Source organism: Phreatobacter sp. AB_2022a, assembly GCF_026847585.1.
Lineage (GTDB): Bacteria > Pseudomonadota > Alphaproteobacteria > Rhizobiales > Phreatobacteraceae > Phreatobacter.
Genome location: NZ_JAPSET010000027.1, coordinates 44593 through 64621, shown reverse-complemented (window position 1 = coordinate 64621; position 20029 = coordinate 44593). Strand labels below are relative to the sequence as shown.

The window sequence follows — 20029 nt, the reverse complement described above, 5'->3', positions numbered from 1 at the left end:
CCCCCACACTGGGCCGCGGCGACCAGGCCGCCCGCTCATCCGGGCGGCCTTTTCTTTTGGCGCGGCCGGGCGTCAGGGATGCGCCTGGCTGACGCCTGCGCCGGGCGGCACCGGTTCGACCGCCTCCGCCGCGGGCGCGGTCGTCTCGGCTTCGGCGGCGAGGCGCTTGCGCTGGAACCAGCGCATCACCACGACGAAGAAGACCGGCACGAAGAACACCGCGAGCACGGTGGCGGCGAGCATGCCGCCGAGCACGCCGGTGCCGATCGCCTGCTGGCTCTTGGAGGCGGCGCCGGTGGCGATGGCCAGGGGCACGACGCCGAAGATGAAGGCGAGCGAGGTCATCACGATCGGCCGGAAGCGCAAGGTCGCCGCCTCCACCGTCGCATCGACCAGGCTGCGGCCGGGCTTCCACAGATCCTTGGCGAATTCGACGATGAGGATGGCGTTCTTCGCCGAAAGGCCGATGATCGTGATCAGGCCGATCTTGAAATAGACGTCATTCGGCATGCCGCGCAGCGACACCGCGAGAACCGCGCCGATCACCCCGAGCGGCACCACCATGAGCACCGAGAAAGGGATCGACCAGCTCTCATAGAGTGCTGCAAGGCACATGAAGACGATCAGGATCGACAGGAACAGGAGCAGGGCCGCCTGCGAGCCCGCCTCCTTCTCCTGCAGCGACTGGCCGGTCCAGGTATAGCCGAAGCCGCGCGGCAGCTCGCGCATCAGCCGCTCCATCTCGGCGATGGCGTCGCCGGTGGTGTAGCCGGGCGCGGGCTCGCCGGTGAAACGCACCGACTGATAGCCGTTGAAGCCGATGATCTGGGCCGGGCCGTTGTTCCACTTGATTTCGGCCACCGACGACAGCGGCACCATCGTGCCCTGGGCGTTGCGCACGGTGTAGTTCAGGAGATCGGTCGTGTGCAGGCGCTGCATGGCCTCCGACTGCACGATGACCCGCTGCATCTTGCCGCGGTTCGGGAAGTCGTTGACGTAGACCGAGCCGAGATTGATCTGGATGGTCTCCCGGATGTCGTCGAAATTGACGCCGAGGGCGGCCGCCTTCTCACGGTCGATGACCAGCTCGGCCTGGGGCGCGGGCGGCAGGCCTTCGACGAAGACCTTCTGCAGGACCGGGCTGCGGCGGGCGAGGCCGAGCAATTGTTCCTGCGCCGCCATCAGGGCGGTGTAGCCGCGCTGGGCGCGGTCCTGCAGACGCAGGCTGAAGCCGGAGGAATTGCCGAGATTGTCGATCGGCGGCGGCTCCAGCGCCTGGATCACCGCGTCGCGATAGCCCGCAAGCGCCGCATTGGTGCCGGCGACGAGATTGGCGACGGACGAGGCGGCATTGCGCTCGCCCCAGGGTTTCAGGGTCACGAAGGCCTGCGAGGTCACCTGGCCCTGGCCGGAGAAGGAGAAGCCGTTGACGATGGTGACGGTGGCGACGCCGGGCTGGGCGAGCAGATGTTCCTCGACCTTCTTGACCGCCTCCAGCGTCCGGTTGAACGAGGAGCCCGGCGGGGTCTGGATGTCGACGGTGAAGAAGCCCTGGTCCTCGACGGGCAGGAAGCCCTCGGGCATGCGCAGAAAGGCAAAGCCGAGGCCGACGAGCAGGGCGAGATAGACCACCATCACGCGGCCGGACCTGGCGAGCAGGCGCGACACGCCGCGGCCATAGCGCCCGGTCTCGCGGTCGACCAGGCGGTTGAACCAGCCGAAGAAGCCGCGCTTGGCGTGGGCATGGCCTTTCTCGATCGGCTTCAGCAGCGTCGCGCAGAGCGCCGGGGTCAGCGACAGCGCGAGGAAGGCCGAGAAGGTGATCGAGGTCACCATGGCGATCGAGAACTGCTTGTAGATGATGCCGACCGAGCCGGGGAAGAAGGCCATGGGCACGAAGACCGCGACCAGGACGAGGGTGATGCCGACGATCGCGCCGGTGATCTGGCCCATGGCCTTCCGCGTCGCCTCCTTCGGCGGCAGGCCTTCCTCGTTCATGATGCGCTCGACGTTCTCGACGACCACGATGGCGTCGTCGACGAGGATGCCGATCGCCAGCACCATGCCGAACATGGTGAGCACGTTGATCGAGAAGCCGGCGAGCAGCATGATCGTACAGGAGCCGAGCAGTGCGATCGGCACGACGATGGTCGGGATGAGCGTGTAGCGGATGTTCTGCAGGAACAGGAACATCACGAGGAAGACCAGGATGACGGCCTCGCCCAGCGTCGTCAGCACCTTGGCGATCGAGGCTTCGACCGCCGGCGTGATGTCGTAGGGAATGTCCCATTTGACGTTCGAGGGAAAGAACTGGGCGAGCTCCTGCATCTTGGCGCGGATCTCGCGGGCGGTCTGCAGGGCATTGCCGTCGGGCGCGAGGGTGACGGCGATGCCGGCCGCCTCGCCGCCGTTGAGGCGGGTGGTGAACTTGTAGTCCTCGCCGCCGAGCTCGATGCGCGCGACGTCGCGCAGCCGGACATTGGAGCCGTCGGAATTGGCGCGCAGGACGATCGAGCCGAACTGGTCGGGGGCGGTGAGCTGGCCGCGCACGATGATCGGGAAATTGACCGGATTGGTGCTCGGGCTCGGCGCGGCGCCGACCGCGCCGGAGGCGACCTGGACGTTCTGGCCCTGGATGGCGCGCGTCACGTCGGCAACGGTGAGGCCGAGGCCGCGCAGCTTGTCGGGATCGATCCAGACGCGCAGGCTGCGCTCGGTGGAATAGAGCGTGGCGCGGCCGACGCCGGGAATGCGGCGGATCTCGTTGATGACGTTGCGGATCAGGAAGTCGCCGAGCGCCACCTCGTCCATCGAGCCGTCGGTCGAGACCAGGGTGATGATCTGCAGCGTGGCGGCCGAGGCCTCCTCGACCAGGATGCCCTGCTGGCGCACTTCCGCGGGCAGGCGCGCCTCGACGCGCTTCAGGCGGTTCTGCACTTCCACCGAGGCATAGCCCGGATCGGTGCCGGGCCTGAAGGTCGCGGTCAGCTCGATGACGCCGAAGGCGTCGGTCGCCGATTCGAAGCTCTGGATATTCGCCGCGCCATTGAGCTCATCCTCGATGAGCCGGGTTGTGCCGGTATAGAGGCTCTCCACTGAGGCGCCCGGAAACGAGGTCGACAAGGCGATCGAGGGCGGGGCGATGATCGGATATTGCGCCACCGGCAGGAACGGGATCGCGATGATGCCGCCAAGGCAGATGAACAGGGCGACGACCCAGGCGAAGATCGGGCGGTCGATGAAGAAGCCGGCCATTGGTGATCTCTTTTCGCCCGGTCTCAGCGCAACTGCGTGGTGCGGCCGGAGCCGCCGTGCAGGCTGTCCTCCGCCGCGGCTTCCGGCGCCTCGGCCACCTGCCGCGTCGGGCGCACCTGCATGCCGGCGACGATCTTCTGGAAGCCGTCGATGACGACGCGCTCGCCGGGCCTGACGCCGGACTGGATCAGCCAGTTCGCGCCGATCGGGTTGCCAACCTCGACCTGCTGGCGCTGCACCTTGTCGTCGGCGCCGATCACCCAGACCTCGGCCTTGCCGTCGTCGGTGCGATGGATCGCCTGGGCGGGCAGGGCGATGGCGTCGGTGTCGATGCCCTGGATGGTGCGGGCGCGGACATACATGCCGGGGAACAGTTCGCCGTTCGGATTGGGGATCTGCACCCGCAGGGTGACCTGGCCGGTGCCGGGATCGGCGGTCACGTCGGAGAACAGGAGGCGGCCGGGATGGGGATAGAGCCGGCCGCCATCGAGCACGAGCTGCACGTCGGCGGCGCCGTCCTCGAGCCGGGTCAGTTCGCCGTTGGCAAGGTCGCGGCGCAGCTGGTTCAGCTCGCCCACCGACTGGGTGATGTCGACATAGATCGGGTCGAGCTGCTGGATCGTGGCGAGCGGCGCGCCGCTGCCCGCCTCCACCAGCGCGCCCTCGGTCAGGAGGGCGCGACCGATATGGCCCGAGATCGGCGCGCGCAGCTCGGTATAGGCGACGTTGAGCCTGGCGCGGTCGCGCGCGGCGCGGGCGGCGGCGACCTCGGCCTCGGCCTGCTTCTGCGCCGCGAAGGCGGCGTCATATTGCGCCTGGCTGGCCGCCTGGCGGGCCAGCAGCTCCTTCAGGCGATCGGCCTGCTGGGTGGCGAGAACGAGCGCGGCCTCGGTGCGCGCGAGCGTTGCCTCGGCGCTGGCGAGCTCGACCTGGAACGGCGCCGGATCGATCTTGTAGAGGAGGTCGCCGGCCTGAACCCGGCTGCCCTGCTCGAAATTGCGTTCGACGAGCAGGCCCGCGACGCGCGAGCGTACCTCGGCGATGCGCAGCGGCACGACGCGTCCGGGCAGTTCGCGCACCTGGCGCAGCGGCTTGCCGACCACGGTGACGTAGCCGACCTCGGGCGGCGTCGCGGCCGGCTGGCTCGCCGCCGGCCGCGGGTCGTTGCAGCCGGCCAGCAGAAGAGCGGCAAGCGTGAGGCCGGCGAGCGCCTTCAACGGCGGCTGGCGGCGGGAACGGATCGAAACAGGGCGGCTCATGTCGCGCATGGGAGGGCTCGCAACGAAGTCGGATGAAAAGGGCATGAGCGATCGGGCACGGCGGCGCGGTCGCGGCTGGCGATGTCGAGGAGGAAACGCGGTCTGGCGAAGGCCAGCCCGGTGCATCGGGCGCGCACGCTGCCGACGCTGAAATCGAGGCTGGCTGTCGTCGCTGGGGCTCGCGCGGCGCCTCAGGCGCGGGCGAAGGCCGGTGCGTTTGGTGGCCTGTCGAGCGCCGCGACAAGGGCGAAGGCGATGGCGGGATCTGCCGCGGCGGGCGACGGATGGACCACCCGCTCGGACGCCGGCAGGAGGGCCGGCGCCAGTGCGAGGTTCTGCAGGACCAGGTCAGGCCAGTCGTCGTCGGCGGTCAACTCGGGGCGATCGTCGTCGCCCTCGCCGCCGAGCAGAACCTCCTGGACGTGCTTGATGCAGGCTTCGCTCCGCAGCTCCGCCTCGACGATCGTGGCGGGCAGGCCGGAAAGCGCGGCCGCGATGAAATTGCCGGTCAGGGGCGGGACGGCGGTCGCCGAGGCGCAGGCAAGATCCGTCGCGCGCGCCGACCCGAAAGCCTGGATGGCCGCGGCAAGGCCCACAGCCGGCCGCGCCGGCCGGACCGGGCAGGCCCGCTTGGCGGCCCGGCCGATGCCGGTGAGCCCGCAATGGACGGCTTCGCCCGCGTGGGTATGGCGGCCGACCTGGCTCGTCGCGATCTGGCCCGAGCCGGCCTGGAGGAGGACGGCGCCGCCCAGCGGATCGGCCACGGCGCTCCGGCGCAGGCCGTCGATGCCGGCCATGACCACGAGGGCCGCCAGCATGCACAACAGTCGCCTGGTCCAAGAGCCGAGCATGGCCGCTGAGGTAACCTGCGTTATGCTGCGCCGCAATACACAACGCTGTGCGCTGGTGCCGCAGGCTGGTCAAAAGCCCGTGAGCGATTGCAATAGATTTGATATGTATGGAGCTTGGGCGGCTCGATTGAGTTCTTTTCGTGTCGAGGTTTGATATTTCAGGGTGATATTTCGTCGTGTGACTGTTTGTGTCAGCACGTTAAACAGGCAACGATTGCTCAATGATGCGGCATGGTCTTAGAAAAACTCATCAAGCAGGCAATAATAGCCAAGACGCTCGGTGTCGGGTTCGGCCAGTCCATAGTGCCGGAAGAACGGCGCGACCCAGGCTTCACCGAGATTGTAGATGATGCTCCAGCGCGCCAGCGCGAGATCCTGATAGCGGTCGGCCAGGCCGAGACGGCCGCAGTCGACGAAGCCCGAAAAGCCCTCGGCCGTTGCCATCAGATTGGGCAGGCAGGCGTCGCCATGGGTGACGACGAGATTTTCGCCGGCAGGGCGCTCGGCGGCAAGGCGCGGAAAGATCTCGGCGGCGCTGAGGCCGAGGCGCTCCTCGTCGAAATCGCCGTCATCGACGAGGCCGGCTTCGACGCGCGCACGGGCCGCGGCAATGCGGTTGTCGAGCCGGTGATCGAAAGGGCAGGCGGCAGGATCGAGCGCGTGCAGGCGGCGGAGCGCCTCGGCCGCAAGGGCGGCGCGGCGTTCGGGAGGCATGTCCTCGGCGGAGGCGAGGTCGCGTCCGGGAACCGCGCTCATCACGAGCCAGAGCCAGCCGTCATGCTCGGCGGTGTCGAGGACGCGGGGGCAGGGGATGTCCTGGCCGGCGAGCCAGCCGAGCCGCGCGATTTCGCCGGCGAGCTCGCTCAACGGATGAAGGCGCTCGGTCTTGACGAAGAGCGGGCTATGCCCGGCTTCGTCGAGCCGGAAGACATGGGCGTCGGACCGGCCGATGGACTGCTCCGTCCAGCGACCGCCGGCGAAACGGCGGACCCACGTCGGCGGCGTGGGCGGCGTGGCATCGATGTCAGGCATTTGCGCCGCGGCCTTCCTCAGTATTCGATTTCGGCACCGACGCCGACCGCAGCGCGGCCATCCGCGCCGACCTCGCTCTGCAGGCGCAGGCGGCGCGTCAGGTCGATATCGGCGCCGATGGCGGTGTTCTCCGGGCGTGCGCCGGCGCGGACGCCGACCCTGACGCGGTCGCTGATGTTGCGGCTCATGCCGACCGTCGGGCCGCCGGCGCCCATGCCGACGTCGAGGTCGTTGAGGCCCATGGCGCGCCGGGTCCGCTCGAAGGCGTCGGGGCCACCGCCGGCACCGGCAAGCTGAGCCACGGCCTGGGCGAGCTGCACGGCCTGGAACGGCGACAGGCCGCTGGAGGCGCGGGCGAACAGCAGGCGCGACAGGACCTCGTCCTGGGGCAGGGTGGGGGACGAGCTCAGCGTGAACTCCGGATCGGTCGCGCGGCCGGTAATGGCAATGCGCGCGGTGACTTCGGCCGCACGCGTCTCGGCGACGAAATCGAGGTCCGGAACGACGTCGGCGCCGCCGAAGGTGATCTTGCCGCGGGTGAAGTCAAGCCGCTGGGTGAGCAGCGAGAAACGGCCGCGGCGCATCTCGAAGCCGCCGGCGACGCGCGGATCGGCACTGGTGCCGGTCACGCGCAGCTGGCCGCCCAGTTCGGCGTCGATGCCGCGGCCGCGCACGAAGATGCGCTGGGGCGCGTCGATATTGAGATCGAGGGTCGCCTTGAAGGCGGGGCCGCCGCGCCGGCGCTGGCTCGCCGCCCGCTGGCGGGCGAGCTCGGCGAGCCGCGCCCGGGTCTGGGCCGGCGGCGCGACATGGCGCGCGTCGCGCAACGGTTCGGCATTGCTCGGCAGCCGGTCCGGCACGCGGATCTCGAGGCTGTTGATGTCGATCCGTCCGCCGAGCCGCGGCGCGCTGGCGGCCGGCCCCGACACCGTCAGGTCAAGGCTTGCGATCATCTCCATGACGTCGCTGGAGACAAGCTGGGCGTTGCGGGCGGAGATCCTGATGTCGGCGGGGAAGCCACGATCGCCGTCAGCGAGGACGCGGCCGGTCACGCCGATCGTGCCGCCGTTCTTGGTACGGGCGGTCAGCCGTTCGATGACGATCGCATCGCCGCGCCCGTTGATCCTGCCCTCGATGCCGGTCAGCGCGACGCCCTGGAGCGGATCGGTGAAGGAGGCATTGGACAGGGTCGCCGTGCCCTGGATGTCGGGGCGGGCCGTGGTGCCGCGCAGGCTGCCGTCGACGGCGACCCGACCGGCGACCCGCTGGCCGGTTCCGGCAAGGCTCGCATTGGCAAGGCCGGCATCGAGCGTGCCGCGCGCCTTCAGATCGAACGTCCCCTGCGGTGTCAGCGGCGCGGAGCCGTTGACGGTGAAGGCGAGCGCGGAGCCACCGGCTATCCGGACGTCGACATTGGCGCGGCTGCCTTCGGCCGCGCCGCGCGCGGTGATGTCGAGGGCCGGCACGCCGGCCGAGCGGGTCTGCGGCGCGCTGAGGCCGCGGATGGTGGCTTCGAATGGTCCGGTCGGGGTCGCGGCCGGACCCTTGAGCGTCGCCCGTGCGTCGAGCGTGCCGCGCAGGCCGGTGCCGGGCGCCACGATGTCGACCGCGGCGAGCGGCACGCGCCGGGCATTGATCACGGCGTCGAGCTCGGCGCCGACCTTGCCGCGCAGCTCGATCTCGCCGCCCTGGACGGCAATGGCCAGCCGTTCGGTGCGCACCTGGCCCTTTTCGACGAACAGCGTCGAAGGCCCGGCGAGCGCAATGCGCGCGCCCGCGCGGGCGGCGGTGAACGAGGCGAGGTCGAGGCGGGTCACGTCGCCGAGGCCGAGCTTGCCGGCCGCTGCCAGGTTGAAGCCGCGGGCGAGCGCGCTCAGGCTGATCTCGCTCGCCTCGCCGTTCGGGCGGGCGTTGAAGGCGACGCGCTGGATGGTTTCGCCGCCGGCCACCATCTGGTCGATGCCGGCCGTGCCGTTCAGCACCAGGCGACCGCCGATCATTTCCGTGCGCAGGTCGGCCTTCAGCGTACTGATCGAGGTGGTGCCGAAAGCCAGCCGCCGGCCGTCGGCGGTGAGCGCGATCTGCTGCCGGCCGCCCTCCGCATTGGCCATGACGGAGGCCTCCAGCGCGCCGCTGAGCTTCATCAGCGTCAGCGGCGTGATGTCGTCGAGGTCGCGCGCCGACACCGCGATGCGGCCGCTGGCGAGGCCGGCTTCGCTCAGCGTGCCCTGGCCCTCGGCCGAGACGCTGCCGAGCTGGGCGGTGAACTGGTCGAGCCGCCAGCCGCCGCCCTCGGCGGCGCCGCCCTTCACGTCGACGACCAGCGGCTTGCCGTTGACGTCGCCGCCGGCGGAAAGGGTGCCGGCCGGCGCCGAGACGAGGCGGTTGGCGGCAAGGGTGAGGCGCAGATCGCGGATCGGCCGGCCCTGGGCGCGGATATCGGGCGCGGTCAGGGTCACGGCGGCATCCGGGTCGTCCTTCAGGCCGGTGAGGCGGGCATTGAGGCGGGCCGAGCCGGCGAGGCGGCCATCAATTTTGGCGAGGTCGGCGAGCGTCACGTCGCCGGTCACGTCGAGCCGCGTCCGGGCGATGCCACCGTCGAGGACGGCGGTGACATGGGCGCCCGTGGCGGTCAGCCGGTTCAGCGTCATGCCCTCGCGCGAGGTCTGCGCGGTGCCGGCCAGCGACATCTGCCGGCCGACCAGCCGGTCGGCGATCGCATCGCCCAGCGACAATTCGCTGCCGCGCCCGTCGATGCGCGCGAGCACGCGCGACTGCGAGGGATCGCCTTCGAGGGCCGCCTGGACGGTGGCGCGGCCGGCGAGCCGGCGGCCGGCCATGGTGGACAGGGCGGAGAGCCTGGTGATCTCCGCCTGGACCTTGGCGTCGAGCACGCTCGCGCCGGTCCGGCCGGTCACGCCGAGGGCGAGGTTGGGAGTGGCGATGCGGGCTTCGGCGATGTCGGCAACACTCTTGTCGTCGACTGTGGCGCGCACGGTGAGCGTCGCCGTGTCGCCGAGCGCCTCGGCGAGGCCGCGATCGGCCGGCGCGACGCCAGCAGCGCGGCCGTCCATGGTGATGCGGAAGCGCTGCGGGCCGCCGGCCGCGAAGGGCTCGACGGCGAGCGTCGCACCAAGGGACTGCAGCTTCAGGCCGGGCGTGTCGAGACCGGCAAGGTCGAGCCTGCCGTCGACCCGCGGCGCGCCGACCGGTCCCTTGGCGGAGGCGTCGAAGGCCAGGCGGGCAAGCGAGGAATCGCCGCGCCGGGTGGCGCCACCGGCGGACGGCAGGGCGCGGGCGGAGACGGTGACGTCGAGGACCTGGGCGGCGTCGAGCCTGCCGGCGACCAGCAGTTCGGCGAGGTCGGAAGCAAGGCGCAGGCGCTCGATGCCGAGCGCCCCGTCGTCGGCGAAGGTGATGCCGCCGCCGAGCGTCGTGGTGCCGGCGAAGATGGTGCCGACGGCCGGCGGCAGGAGACTTTCGATATGGGCGGTCAGGTCGAGGCTGAGGCGGCGCTCGGCGCCGTTGCGGCCGAGACGGGCCTCGCCCCGCGCGTCGGTGCCGGGGCCGGCGTCGAAGGCGACCTTGCCGCGCCAGTCGTCGAGCACGCCGGCGCCCGACAGGTCGAGCTTGACCGGCGGCAGGCCGGGCAGACCCATCAGGCGCGCGACGATGCCGCCGGCCGGCTCGTCGTGCTGGAAGGAGAGGTCGAGCTGCTGGGTGGCGGGAGCAAAATGCAGCTTGACGTTGGACTGGCCGGGCGCATCGAGGCGACGGACGTCGAGCAGTGCCTGCAGGCCTTCGGAGGGGGCGCCGAGGCTGGCATTGCCCTCGGCGGAGAAGCGGGCGGCGACGCCGAGAATGGTTTCGCCCAGCGACAGCTCGCCGAGCTTGAAACGGTCCACCTGCAGCTTGACCGGTATTTCGGGGAGCAGCGGGCCGTCGGCAGGCGGCGCCTCCTCGCCCGGCTTGGGCTTGCGGACGAATTCGATCTTGCCGATTTCGAGGTTCTGCACCTCGATCCGGCCGAGCAGGAGCGCGGCGCGGCGCCAGACGAGGCGGATCCGGTCGATGCGCAGGAAGACGCCGTCGGTATCGGCGATCGAGACGTCGCGGATGGTCGCGTCCGAGGACAGCGCGCCGTCGACCGCACCGATATTGACCTTGGAGGTGGGCGTCGACAGCAGCTTGGAGATGAAGCCGGCAAGCACGCCCTGGTCTTCCTGGGCATGCGGCACGGTCGGGCGCAGCATCAGGCCGCCGACCACCAGGGCGAGCAGGGCGAAGGCGAGGCCGAGCCGGCGAAGGCCGAAGCGCCGGCCGAAAGGCTTGGAGCTTTTCGTTCGCGTCATCAGAAGGCCTGTCCGAGGCTGACATAGATGGCGTAGGCGCTCTCGCCGGTGCGGCGGGAGACGGGAACGGCGAAGTCGACGCGGATCGGTCCGATCGACGTATAATAGCGCAGGCCGAGGCCCGCGCCGATCCTCAGGCGCTCCGAACCGTCGGGGAAGGACGAGGCGAAGGCCTGGCCGATATCGACGAAGGGCACGATGCCGATCGTATCGGTGATCTTGATGCGCGCCTCGAGCGAGGCCTCGAACAGGCTCTTGCCGCCGGTGACATAGCCTTCCGGCGTGCGCGGGCCGAGGCTCTTGTAGTCGTAGCCGCGCACCGAGCCGCCGCCGCCGGCGTAGAAGCGCATGGGGGCTGGAATGTCGCGCAGCGTGCCACCGGCGATGGAAGCGAAGGCGACGCGCACGGCCAGGATGTAGCGGGCGGCCTCGTCGAGCGAATAGTAGGTCGAGGCCTGGACGCGGCCGACGCCGAAGAACGAGGGCGCGTCGCGGAACCCCTTGTAGGGCGTGAACGAAGCGATGACGCGGATGCCGCGCGAGGGATCGAGCGGCCGGTCGGTGGAATCGTAGGTGACCGAGATGGGCAGGCCGACCACGCCGTAGTTGTTGCGGCCGAGCGGGTCGATCGACTGGCCGATCTGGCCCTCGATGCCGGCCTGCACCGAGAAGGCGTCGGTGAAGCGGTGGCGGATCGCGACCGTCGCGCTGGTGACGTTGCTCGAATAGAATTCGGTGCGTTCGCGCAGGAACGAGGCGTCGATCAGCAGGTCGTTGCGGGTGCCCCAGAGCGCCGGCTTGATGAAGGAGGCGGCCAGGCGGCCGCCGAGATTTTCCGGGCGGAAGCCGCCGCGATTGGTGCCGCCGAGCCATTTCTGGTTGGCGAGCAGATAGAACAGGTCGGCGTCGAGGCGCAGCCGCTCGGCGCCGCCGAACAGGTTGCGATGGGCCCAGTAGGTGCGCAGCGCCGGGCCGTCGACGGTGGAGTAGCGCACGGAGGCGCCGAGCAGATTGGGCGGCCGCTCGGTGACCTCGACGTCGAGCGGCAGATTGCCGTCGCTGTCGAGCGCCGTGCCCTCGCGCACCCTGACGCCGCCGAGGGCCTCGATGCGCGAGACCGATTTCCTGATGTCGGCAACGGCTTTCGGCGAATAGGGGTCGCCGCGCTCGGCATAGATGAACGAGCGCACCACGGCGGGGTCGACGTTGCGGGTGCCGGAAACGCCAATGCCGCCGATGCCGGCGACCGGGCCTGGATCGACCGCCAGCACCACGTCGACCTGATGGCTGCGGTGGTCGATGACCGGCTGGCGCCTGACCACCTTGACGAAGGGGTGGCTGAGGCCGCGGAAATGGTCGGAAAGCTGGGCGGCCGCGGCGAGGAGGCCGGAGGTGCGGGCGGGATCGCCGGCTTTCAGCGTCACGATGCGCGGCGGCAGAACCGACGGCGCGAAGGGGCCCCCGCTGCGTTCGTCGATCACCTCGACGCGACCGAACTTATAAAGCGGTCCCGGATCGACCACGATATCGACGGGCACCAGGGCCCGGCCCTTGAAACGGTCGAGCCCGGGGCGCGGCGCCGGCGCGCCTTGCCGGCCGGCGGCCAGCGGCTGGCCGGCGACGACGATGGTGACGCGCGCCGCATAATAGCCCGCGCCCCACATCGCGTCGGTGATGCGCGGCAAGTCGCTTTCGGCGCGGCGCAACAATTCATCGCTGTCGGCGGGCGCCTCGTTGCGCAGACGGTAGAGTATCGAAACGTCGTTGATCGCCGCGGCGGCGTCCTTGTCGCTATCCAGGCCCTTGACCGTCACTTGATAGGCAAGGGCATTGGCGACGACTTGCGGCTGGTCGCTTCCGAATAGTCCAAAAAAACTTTGCGCGTAGGCAGAATCGTGGCCAGCAACGCCGAGTATTGCCGAAACTACGCAGAGATAGGTTCGGGATTTAGCCCGCCGCCGGAACGCCATTCACGCTTACCTTTCAACGACGATACAATGGTGGCGATGGGGTTAAATTATGACGAACAACCCTCGAATGTGAAGAATTTCGATAGCAGATCATTAATCATGTCAATCTGATGGACCGCAATTCGTGCAGTAAACACCCGTTGCTACCACGGGTTCCATGGCCTGTCCGCCGGCCGCCGGGGCGAGGCGGGACGCCATTCGCCGGTATCCGCCGTTCGGCCGATGGGCGTCAAGAAAATGCTGCTCGCCAGTTGCGCGTCGCCCATGCAGAAATCCGGCGGAGATGACAAGGCGCGCGGGCCACGCCGCCGCTACCGGGAGCACGCCATGCAGAGCCTTCATTCGGGCGGGACGATCGGCGCCCTCGTGATTGGCGCCATCGTCCGACACGGTGACCGGCCGGCCATTTCCGACGGCACGGTCAGCTGGTCCTATCGCGAGCTCGGGGCGGCGATCGGGCGCTTCATCACCGTCTATCGGTCGATGGGCCTGAAAAAGGGCGATGCGCTCTCGGTTCTCGCCGGCAACCGCGCCGAATCCTGGGCTGCGATGTGCGCCGGGCTGATCATGGGCCTGCGCTACACGCCGCTGCATCCGCTCGCCGCCGAGGACGACCAGGCCTTCATCGTCGAGGATGCCGAAATCGACATCCTGATCGTCGACGGCGGAAAGTTCGGCCCGCGCGGCCAGGCGATCCGGGCGCGCGTGCCGACGCTGAAGCACCTGATGTCGTTCGGACCGATGGAGGGCGTGCGCGACATTCTGGCCGCGGCCGCCGCCGCGGAACCCGCGCCGCTCGTCGACGAGAGTGAAGCGGAGGATATCGGCTGGCTCGCCTATACCGGCGGCACGACCGGCCGGTCGAAAGGCGTGATGCTGCCGCACCGCGCCGTGGTCACCATGACGCTCCTGCTCTATGGCGACTGGGACTGGCCGGCCGAGATCCGCTATCTCGCGGCAACCCCGATCAGCCACGCCGCCGGCGTCACCATCTATCCCGTGATGTATCGCGGCGGCTATGTCCGCCTCGTCCAGGGCTTCGACGCGGAAACCTATTGCCGGATCGTTGCCGAGGAGCGCATCACCGCGACCTTCCTGGTGCCGACGCTGATCTATGCGCTGATCGACCAGCACGAGGTGCGGGCACGCCACGACCTCTCCTCGCTCGACATGATCGTCTATGGCGCGGCGCCGATGTCGCCGGACCGGCTGAAGGAGGCGATGAGCCTGTTCGGTCAGGTTTTCGTGCAGCTCTACGGTCAGACCGAGGCGCCGCAATGCATCACCACCCTGCGCAAGATCGACCACGACCTTGCGCGGCCGGAGCGGCTCGGCTCGTGCGGCCGGCCGAGCCCCTTCGTCGACGTCAAGCTGTTCGATCAGGACATGCGCGAGGTGGCGGTGGGCGAGCCCGGCGAGATCTGCGTGCGCGGGCCGCTGGTCATGTCGGGCTACTGGAAGCGGCCGGACGCGACGGAGGAGACCCTGCGCGGCGGCTGGCTCCATACCGGCGATGTCGCGGTGCGCGACGCCGACGGCTATCTCTACATCGTTGACCGCACCAAGGACATGATCATCTCGGGTGGCTTCAACATCTATCCGCGCGAGGTCGAGGATGCGCTGATGGCGCATGCCGCCGTCGCCTCGGCCGCGGTGATCGGCATTCCCGACGAGAAATGGGGCGAGGCGGTGACCGCCTTCGTCGTGCTGAAGCCGGGCGCAGCCGCGGGGGCGGAAGAGCTGCAGGCGCATGTGAAGGCGCTGCGCGGCGCGCCCTGGTCGCCGAAATCGGTCCAGTTCGTCGACGCCATTCCCGTGACCGGGCTCGGCAAGATCGACCGCAAGGTGCTGCGCGCGCCCTATTGGGAAGGACGCCGGCGCGGCGTCGCGTGACGGCGGGACGGTCGCGCCATCCGGCGCGGGGCATAGTATGAAGATCGCGGTGCGGGCAGCGATTCGGTGCTGGCGGCGCCGGCCACCAAGGCCGCGCCGGCATGGCTGGGATCTCCTGTGGAGGACGGGAGGGACGGTCCACCGCCCCCGCCGGCCGTGATATCGTGCCGGCCGTTCGGCGCTATGCGAGGTGGAATGAAAGTCGGCATCGAGCTCGGGATGACATCGGCGGGCGAGCCCGCCAGGCTCGATCTGGAGGAGCTGCTTTCAACCCGCCTGCTGGTGCAGGGCAATTCCGGGTCCGGCAAATCGCACCTGCTGCGCCGGCTCTTGGAGCAGAGCGCCCCCTGGGTGCAGCAGGCCATCATCGATCCGGAAGGAGATTTCGTCTCCTTTTCCGAGCGCTTCGGCCATACCGTGGTCGATGCCGAGCGCTCGCCCGGCGAACTGCAGCGGATCGCCAACCGCATCCGCCAGCACCGGGCCTCCGTCGTGCTCAATCTCGAAGGCCTCGACGCCGAGGAGCAGATGCGCTGCGCGGCGGCCTTCCTCAATGGCCTGTTCGACGCCGACCGCACGGTCTGGTTCCCGATGCTGATCGCGGTCGACGAGGCGCAGCTGTTCGCCCCGGCCGTTGCCGGCGAGGTCGCCGACGATGCGCGCAAGGCTTCCCTCGGCGCCATGACCAATCTGATGTGCCGCGGCCGCAAGCGCGGCCTGGCCGGCATCATTGCCACACAGCGGCTCGCCAAGCTCGCCAAGAATGTCGCCGCCGAAGCCTCGAACTTCCTGATGGGGCGCACCTTCCTCGACATCGACATGGCGCGGGCGGCCGACCTGCTCGGCATGGAACGCCGCCAGGCCGAGGCCTTCCGCGATCTCGAACCGGGCCAGTTCGTGGCGCTCGGGCCCGCCCTGTCGCGCCGCCCTCTGCAGGTGCGGATCGGCAGCGTCGACACGGCCGGCCGCTCGGGCCGGCCCTCGCTGATGCCGCTGCCGGAAACGCCGCGCGACGCGCTCGAGGACCTGATCTTCGACCCGGCGGGCGACGTGCTGCCCATGCCGACCCCCAATCCGGCGCGGGCGATCGCCACCGCCGAGCTGATGCGGCGCATCGAGACGGGCCGGATGCCGGAGACGGGCGCGGAGCCGGAAACCGATCCGCGCTCGGAGGAGGAGCGGCAGGCGCTGATCGACGGCATCTACGCCGAGCTGCTGTCGGATCCCGAGGCCGCGTTCCGCCCGGTGCCGCTGCTCTACCAGGATTTCCAGTTTCATTGCCGCCTGAAGAAGCTCGGCACGTTCGGCCAGGACATGTCGTCGTTCCGCCGGCGCCTTGCCCTGGCGCGCGCCGGCATCACGGCCGAAGAGGGCGATGCCGCCTGGCAGCAGGTGCTCTCCGTATCGGAAAGCCTGCCGGAGGAGATGCAGGGCGTCTTCCTCATGATCGCCCGGGCGGCGCGCGAAGGTGCGGTCTGCCCGCCTGACGAGGCGCTCGCGCGCGCCTATGGCAGCCATTCGCCGTCACGCGGGCGCTGGCTCCTGACCTATATGGCCGAGCAGGGGCTCATTCGCAGCGAAGCCGATTTCCGGGGCAACCGGACGGTGGCGATCGCCGGCGTCGGCTGGCGCACCGCCGCCGGCAGCCCGAAGACGGCGGGCAAGCCTGCGGCGCCGGCCTCGAAACTCGCCTCGGCCCAGGCGCTCATTCTGGGGTTTGCCGGCAGCGGGCGGACCGGTGACGAGGCGGCCGGAGACATGCATCCGGACGAACCGGATCCGGACGAGGGGCATCCGGGCGAGGGCACGGTCGCGGCCGAATAGCCCGCACCGGCGCCGGACGGCGCGTCCCGTCCGTCACGTGAGAAGAGGCGGGCGCCGGCATGGCTGAACGGCAGACAGCATCGCAGATCTTCCTCTGGGTCGTCGCCGTCGGCTTCTTCATGCAGATGCTCGACTCGACGATCGTCAACACGGCGCTGCCGGCGATCGCGGCGAGCCTCGGCGAAAACCCGCTGCGCATGCATTTCGTGGTGATCGCCTATTCGCTCACCATGGCCATGCTGATCCCCGCTTCGGGCTGGATCGCCGACCGCTTCGGCACGCGCCAGGTGTTCATGGCGGCGATCATCCTGTTCACCGTCGGCTCGGTCGGCTGCGCCATGTCGCGCACGCTCACCGAGCTCGTGCTGACCCGCATCGTCCAGGGCTTCGGCGGCGCCATGCTGCTGCCGGTTGGCCGGCTGGCCGTGATGCGCGCCGTGCCGCGCGAGGAATTCCTGCCGGCCATGAGCTTCATCGCCATTCCCGGCCTGCTCGGGCCGCTGATCGGTCCGACGCTCGGCGGCTGGCTGGTGCAGGTCGCCTCCTGGCACTGGGTATTCCTCATCAACGTGCCGATCGGCATCATCGGCTGCATCCTGACCTATACCCATATGCCCGACAGCCGCGCCGCCTCGATCGGCCGGTTCGATTTTGCCGGCTATCTCATGCTGTCGGTCGGCATGGTCGCGCTGTCCTTCTCGCTGGACGGCCTTGCCGGGCTCGGCATGGAGCACGCGACGGTGCTGCTGCTCCTGGTGTTCAGCATGGCGCTGATCATCGCCTACGGCCTGCATGCGCAGCGCCGGCCCGATCCGCTGTTCCCGCTCTACCTGTTCAAGATCCACACCTATTCGGTCGGCCTGCTCGGCAATCTCTTCGCGCGGATCGGTTCCGGCGCCATGCCCTTCCTGATGCCGCTGCTCCTGCAGGTCTGCCTTGGTTACAGCGCCATGGATGCCGGCATGATGATGCTGCCGGTGGCGGCGGCCGGCATGTTCGCCAAGCGCATCACGCCGCCGCTGATCCGCTCCCAGGGCTATCGGCGAGTGCTGGTCGGCAATACCCTGCTGCTCGGTCTCATGATGATGAGCTTCGCCCTGGTCACGCCGGGACAGCCGCTCTGGATCAGGCTGATCCAGCTCGGCGTGTTCGGCATGCTCAATTCGCTGCAGTTCACCGCCATGAACACGATCACCCTGCGCGACCTCGACAGCGACGGCGCCGGCAGCGGCAACAGCCTGTTCTCGATGGTGCAGATCCTGGCCATGAGCCTCGGCGTCACGGTGGCCGGCGCCCTGCTCGCGACCTTTGTCGGCATGTTCGGCAGTTCCGGCCCGGCGGGCACCCTGCCGGCCTTCCAGGCGACGTTCCTGTGCATCGGCCTCATCACCTGCGCATCGGCCTGGATCTTCTTCCAGCTCGCGCCCGAGATCCGCGGCGCCAAGGAACACGATGATCCGGCCGATGTGAGCTGAGCCGGAGCGGCCATTCGCCGTGTGCGCTGGCGCATGAACCGCCGCCGGTTTTCCTGCCACTCATGGGGACACGGAGCCGCGCAGGGCGGCTCAAGTCCCGGAGGGGCGGTCATGGTGGCTATCGATCTCTCGTCCAAGCGCAGCTCTGCATCGGCCAACGCCAGGCCCGCCGCGGGCTTCGACCGGTCGGTCGCCCGGCGCGACCTGCGCTTCGTCAGCCTCGACCGCCGCGGCGGCCGGCCCGTGCCGCATCAGCCGCAGGGCGGCCGCGTCGCCCTTGGCTGGGTGCGCGCCTTCCTGCGGGAAGGGCTCTGAAGCCGCCGGACGCTCCGTCGCTGCCGGCTGGCCGGCTCAGCTCTGCAGGCCGAGCGCGGCGCGTCCCGCTCCAAGCAGGATGGTGTCGCTCTGCGGCGAGTGGACGCGGGCGCAGAGCACGTCGCGCAAATGCCGCTCCAGCGGATTGGCGCGGCTGAGGCCGGGATTGCCTGTCAGCGCCACGGCCTTTTCGACGGCCGCGATGGCATTGGCGCTGATGAGGTGCTTGGCGAGATAGCTTTCGTGGACGGGCGGCGGCGTGCCCTGGTCGACCCTCTCGGCCAGTCCGAACAGCATGGTGTTGGCGAGAAGGAGCGCCTCGATCTCGCCGACGGCTTCCTGCATGCGCGGCAGGCTCGACAGTGGCGCGCCGAGATTGGCCGGCGTCCGGTTCTTCAGGAAACCGATGAGCCAGTTCCGGGCGGCGCGGGCGACGCCGTCATAGACCGCGGCGAAGAGCAGGACGGGCCAGGCGGCCGACGCCGCGTCGGGCACTCCCCACTCGGCCGGACGCCTGATGTCGACCGCGTGGTCCGCGGGGATGACGACGTCTTGCAGCAGGACGTCGTGGCTGCCGCTCGCCCGCATGCCCAGATGATCCCAGGTCTCGACGATCGAGAAGCCGGGCGTGCCGCGCGGCACCAGGAAGGCGCCGACGCGCGGCTCCGGCTCGTCGGTCCTGGCCCAGACGGCGTTCCAGGCCAGGATCGGCACGCCGGTCGAGAAGATCTTGTGGCCCGAAATCGACCAGCCGCCGGCCACCCTGCGTGCGGTGGTCGCCGGCAGCCCGCCGCGCATGGGCGTGCCGAGCGCCGGCTCGACCCTGAGATTGTTGGCGAAGGCGCCCTCGGTGACGGCGGAACGGGCGACGCGGGCGCGCATCGCCTCCGGCCAGCGCGGGTTCTGCCGGAGCTGGGCGTGGAAGTGATATTGCTGGGCGAGCACCAGGGCGGTCGACGGCTCGCCCTCGGCGATGGCGGCGACCACCGCAACGGCCTCGGCAAGACCGGCCTCGCCGCCGCCATGGGCGCGCGCTGTGACGAGGCCGGCAAGGCCGGCCCGCCTGAGCGCTTCAATATTGGCGAGGGGAAAGCTGGCCGCCGCGTCGTGCGCGGCGGCGGTCCGAGCAAAATCCCGGGCGATTACCCGGGCGATTGCCCGAGGTTCGCTTGAATGATCGGCGCGGCCGTCCATGGCGGGGCGGGTCAGGCCGCCTTGGCACGCCGGCCGGCGGCCGCGGCACCCTCCGCCGGCTTCGCCTTCTCGGCGCGCGGCTTGACGAGGTTGACGCCGCCGGAGATTGCCTGCGGCTTGCGCAGCAGATTGAGGATCGGACAGAACCGTTCCACCGCCTCTTCAAGCTCGGCGATGGCCTTGGCGCTCGCCGGCGAGACGATGTGCACGACATAGGCGATGTCGTGCGGGTGGACCGGCAGGTGCGGATGGTCGGGGTGGGAGGCGCGGGCGTCGATCGTGCCGCTGACCTCCACCTCCAGCGATTCGATCGGAACCTTCTGCAGCGCCGCCTGGATCAGGTAGCTGTGGGTGAGACAGCTGCCGAGCACGCCGAGCTGCAGCTCGGGCGAACTCGGCCCGAGATCGTAGCCGGCGAAATCGGGCGGACTGTCGGTGACGACCTGGAAGTCGCGGATGCGGATGCGGCGGATGCCGCTGCGGCCTTCGGCGCTCACCCTTGCTGCGAGCGGCTGGGGGCCGAGCTCGCCCTTGTCGATGCGCGCCTTGCGCGTCAGCACCGCGCCGCGCTTCTCGGCGAGATAGTCGTTGAGATCGGTCATGGACGTC

Annotated in this window: 12 protein-coding genes; 4 read left to right on the top strand and 8 right to left on the bottom strand. The window is 69.8% G+C overall.

The genetic code is table 11. The annotated features are described in order from the left end of the window. Nucleotides 1-72 precede the first annotated feature (72 nt). From OZ671_RS19425 to OZ671_RS19400, 6 genes are all read right to left on the bottom strand, one after another. On the bottom strand, nt 73-3255 hold the full coding sequence (locus tag OZ671_RS19425; RefSeq protein ID WP_268862284.1) for an efflux RND transporter permease subunit: 3183 nt from the start codon (nt 3253-3255) through the stop codon (nt 73-75). A 23-nt stretch (nt 3256-3278) separates the two neighbouring features. Then, on the bottom strand, nt 3279-4523 hold the full coding sequence (locus OZ671_RS19420) for an efflux RND transporter periplasmic adaptor subunit (protein WP_268862283.1): 1245 nt from the start codon (nt 4521-4523) through the stop codon (nt 3279-3281). Between the two features lie 182 nt (nt 4524-4705). After that, on the bottom strand, nt 4706-5332 hold the full coding sequence (locus tag OZ671_RS19415) for a hypothetical protein (RefSeq protein WP_268862282.1): 627 nt from the start codon (nt 5330-5332) through the stop codon (nt 4706-4708). Nucleotides 5333-5602: 270 nt separating this feature from the next. After that, nucleotides 5603-6418, bottom strand: a complete 816-nt coding sequence (locus OZ671_RS19410) for an APH(3')-II family aminoglycoside O-phosphotransferase (protein ID WP_442957105.1) — start codon at nt 6416-6418, stop codon at nt 5603-5605. Beyond that, nucleotides 6415-10749 carry a translocation/assembly module TamB domain-containing protein gene (locus tag OZ671_RS19405; RefSeq protein WP_268862280.1) on the bottom strand — a complete coding sequence of 1445 codons (4335 nt, stop codon included), beginning with the start codon at nt 10747-10749 and terminating at the stop codon, nt 6415-6417. The genes OZ671_RS19410 and OZ671_RS19405 overlap by 4 nt, the downstream gene beginning before the upstream one ends. After that, entirely contained in the window at nt 10749-12563 is a 1815-nt protein-coding gene (locus tag OZ671_RS19400) for an autotransporter assembly complex protein TamA (RefSeq protein WP_268862279.1), read from the bottom strand. The genes OZ671_RS19405 and OZ671_RS19400 overlap by 1 nt, the downstream gene beginning before the upstream one ends. A gap of 483 nt (nt 12564-13046) precedes the next feature. Here OZ671_RS19400 and OZ671_RS19395 point away from each other — a divergent pair, with 483 nt between their 5' ends. The 4 genes from OZ671_RS19395 (at nt 13047) to OZ671_RS19380 (ending at nt 18226) form a co-directional block, all read left to right on the top strand. Further along, on the top strand, nt 13047-14612 hold the full coding sequence (locus OZ671_RS19395) for an AMP-binding protein (RefSeq protein WP_268862278.1): 1566 nt from the start codon (nt 13047-13049) through the stop codon (nt 14610-14612). 195 nt (nt 14613-14807) lie between these two features. Beyond that, nucleotides 14808-16436 (top strand): ATP-binding protein, encoded by a 1629-nt coding sequence (locus OZ671_RS19390; RefSeq protein WP_268862277.1) that lies wholly within the window; start codon nt 14808-14810, stop codon nt 16434-16436. 59 nt (nt 16437-16495) lie between these two features. Continuing rightward, nucleotides 16496-17911 (top strand): multidrug transporter subunit MdtD, encoded by a 1416-nt coding sequence (mdtD, locus tag OZ671_RS19385; protein ID WP_268862276.1) that lies wholly within the window; start codon nt 16496-16498, stop codon nt 17909-17911. Between the two features lie 111 nt (nt 17912-18022). Beyond that, nucleotides 18023-18226 (top strand): hypothetical protein, encoded by a 204-nt coding sequence (locus tag OZ671_RS19380; RefSeq protein WP_268862275.1) that lies wholly within the window; start codon nt 18023-18025, stop codon nt 18224-18226. 36 nt (nt 18227-18262) lie between these two features. Here OZ671_RS19380 and OZ671_RS19375 read toward each other — a convergent pair whose 3' ends face one another. Then, nucleotides 18263-19420, bottom strand: a complete 1158-nt coding sequence (locus OZ671_RS19375; RefSeq protein ID WP_268862274.1) for an acyl-CoA dehydrogenase — start codon at nt 19418-19420, stop codon at nt 18263-18265. 11 nt (nt 19421-19431) lie between these two features. Next, nucleotides 19432-20022 (bottom strand): OsmC family protein, encoded by a 591-nt coding sequence (locus OZ671_RS19370; RefSeq protein WP_268862273.1) that lies wholly within the window; start codon nt 20020-20022, stop codon nt 19432-19434. Nucleotides 20023-20029 lie beyond the last annotated feature (7 nt).

Coding starts and splice junctions, on each gene's coding strand:
- OZ671_RS19425 (WP_268862284.1), bottom strand. CDS start 3,255: ATGGCCGGCTTCTTCATCGACCGCCCGATCTTCGCCTGGGTCGTCGCC.
- OZ671_RS19420 (WP_268862283.1), bottom strand. CDS start 4,523: ATGCGCGACATGAGCCGCCCTGTTTCGATCCGTTCCCGCCGCCAGCCG.
- OZ671_RS19415 (WP_268862282.1), bottom strand. CDS start 5,332: ATGCTGGCGGCCCTCGTGGTCATGGCCGGCATCGACGGCCTGCGCCGG.
- OZ671_RS19405 (WP_268862280.1), bottom strand. CDS start 10,749: ATGACGCGAACGAAAAGCTCCAAGCCTTTCGGCCGGCGCTTCGGCCTT.
- OZ671_RS19395 (WP_268862278.1), top strand. CDS start 13,047: ATGCAGAGCCTTCATTCGGGCGGGACGATCGGCGCCCTCGTGATTGGC.
- OZ671_RS19390 (WP_268862277.1), top strand. CDS start 14,808: ATGAAAGTCGGCATCGAGCTCGGGATGACATCGGCGGGCGAGCCCGCC.
- mdtD (WP_268862276.1), top strand. CDS start 16,496: ATGGCTGAACGGCAGACAGCATCGCAGATCTTCCTCTGGGTCGTCGCC.
- OZ671_RS19380 (WP_268862275.1), top strand. CDS start 18,023: ATGGTGGCTATCGATCTCTCGTCCAAGCGCAGCTCTGCATCGGCCAAC.
- OZ671_RS19375 (WP_268862274.1), bottom strand. CDS start 19,420: ATGGACGGCCGCGCCGATCATTCAAGCGAACCTCGGGCAATCGCCCGG.
- OZ671_RS19370 (WP_268862273.1), bottom strand. CDS start 20,022: ATGACCGATCTCAACGACTATCTCGCCGAGAAGCGCGGCGCGGTGCTG.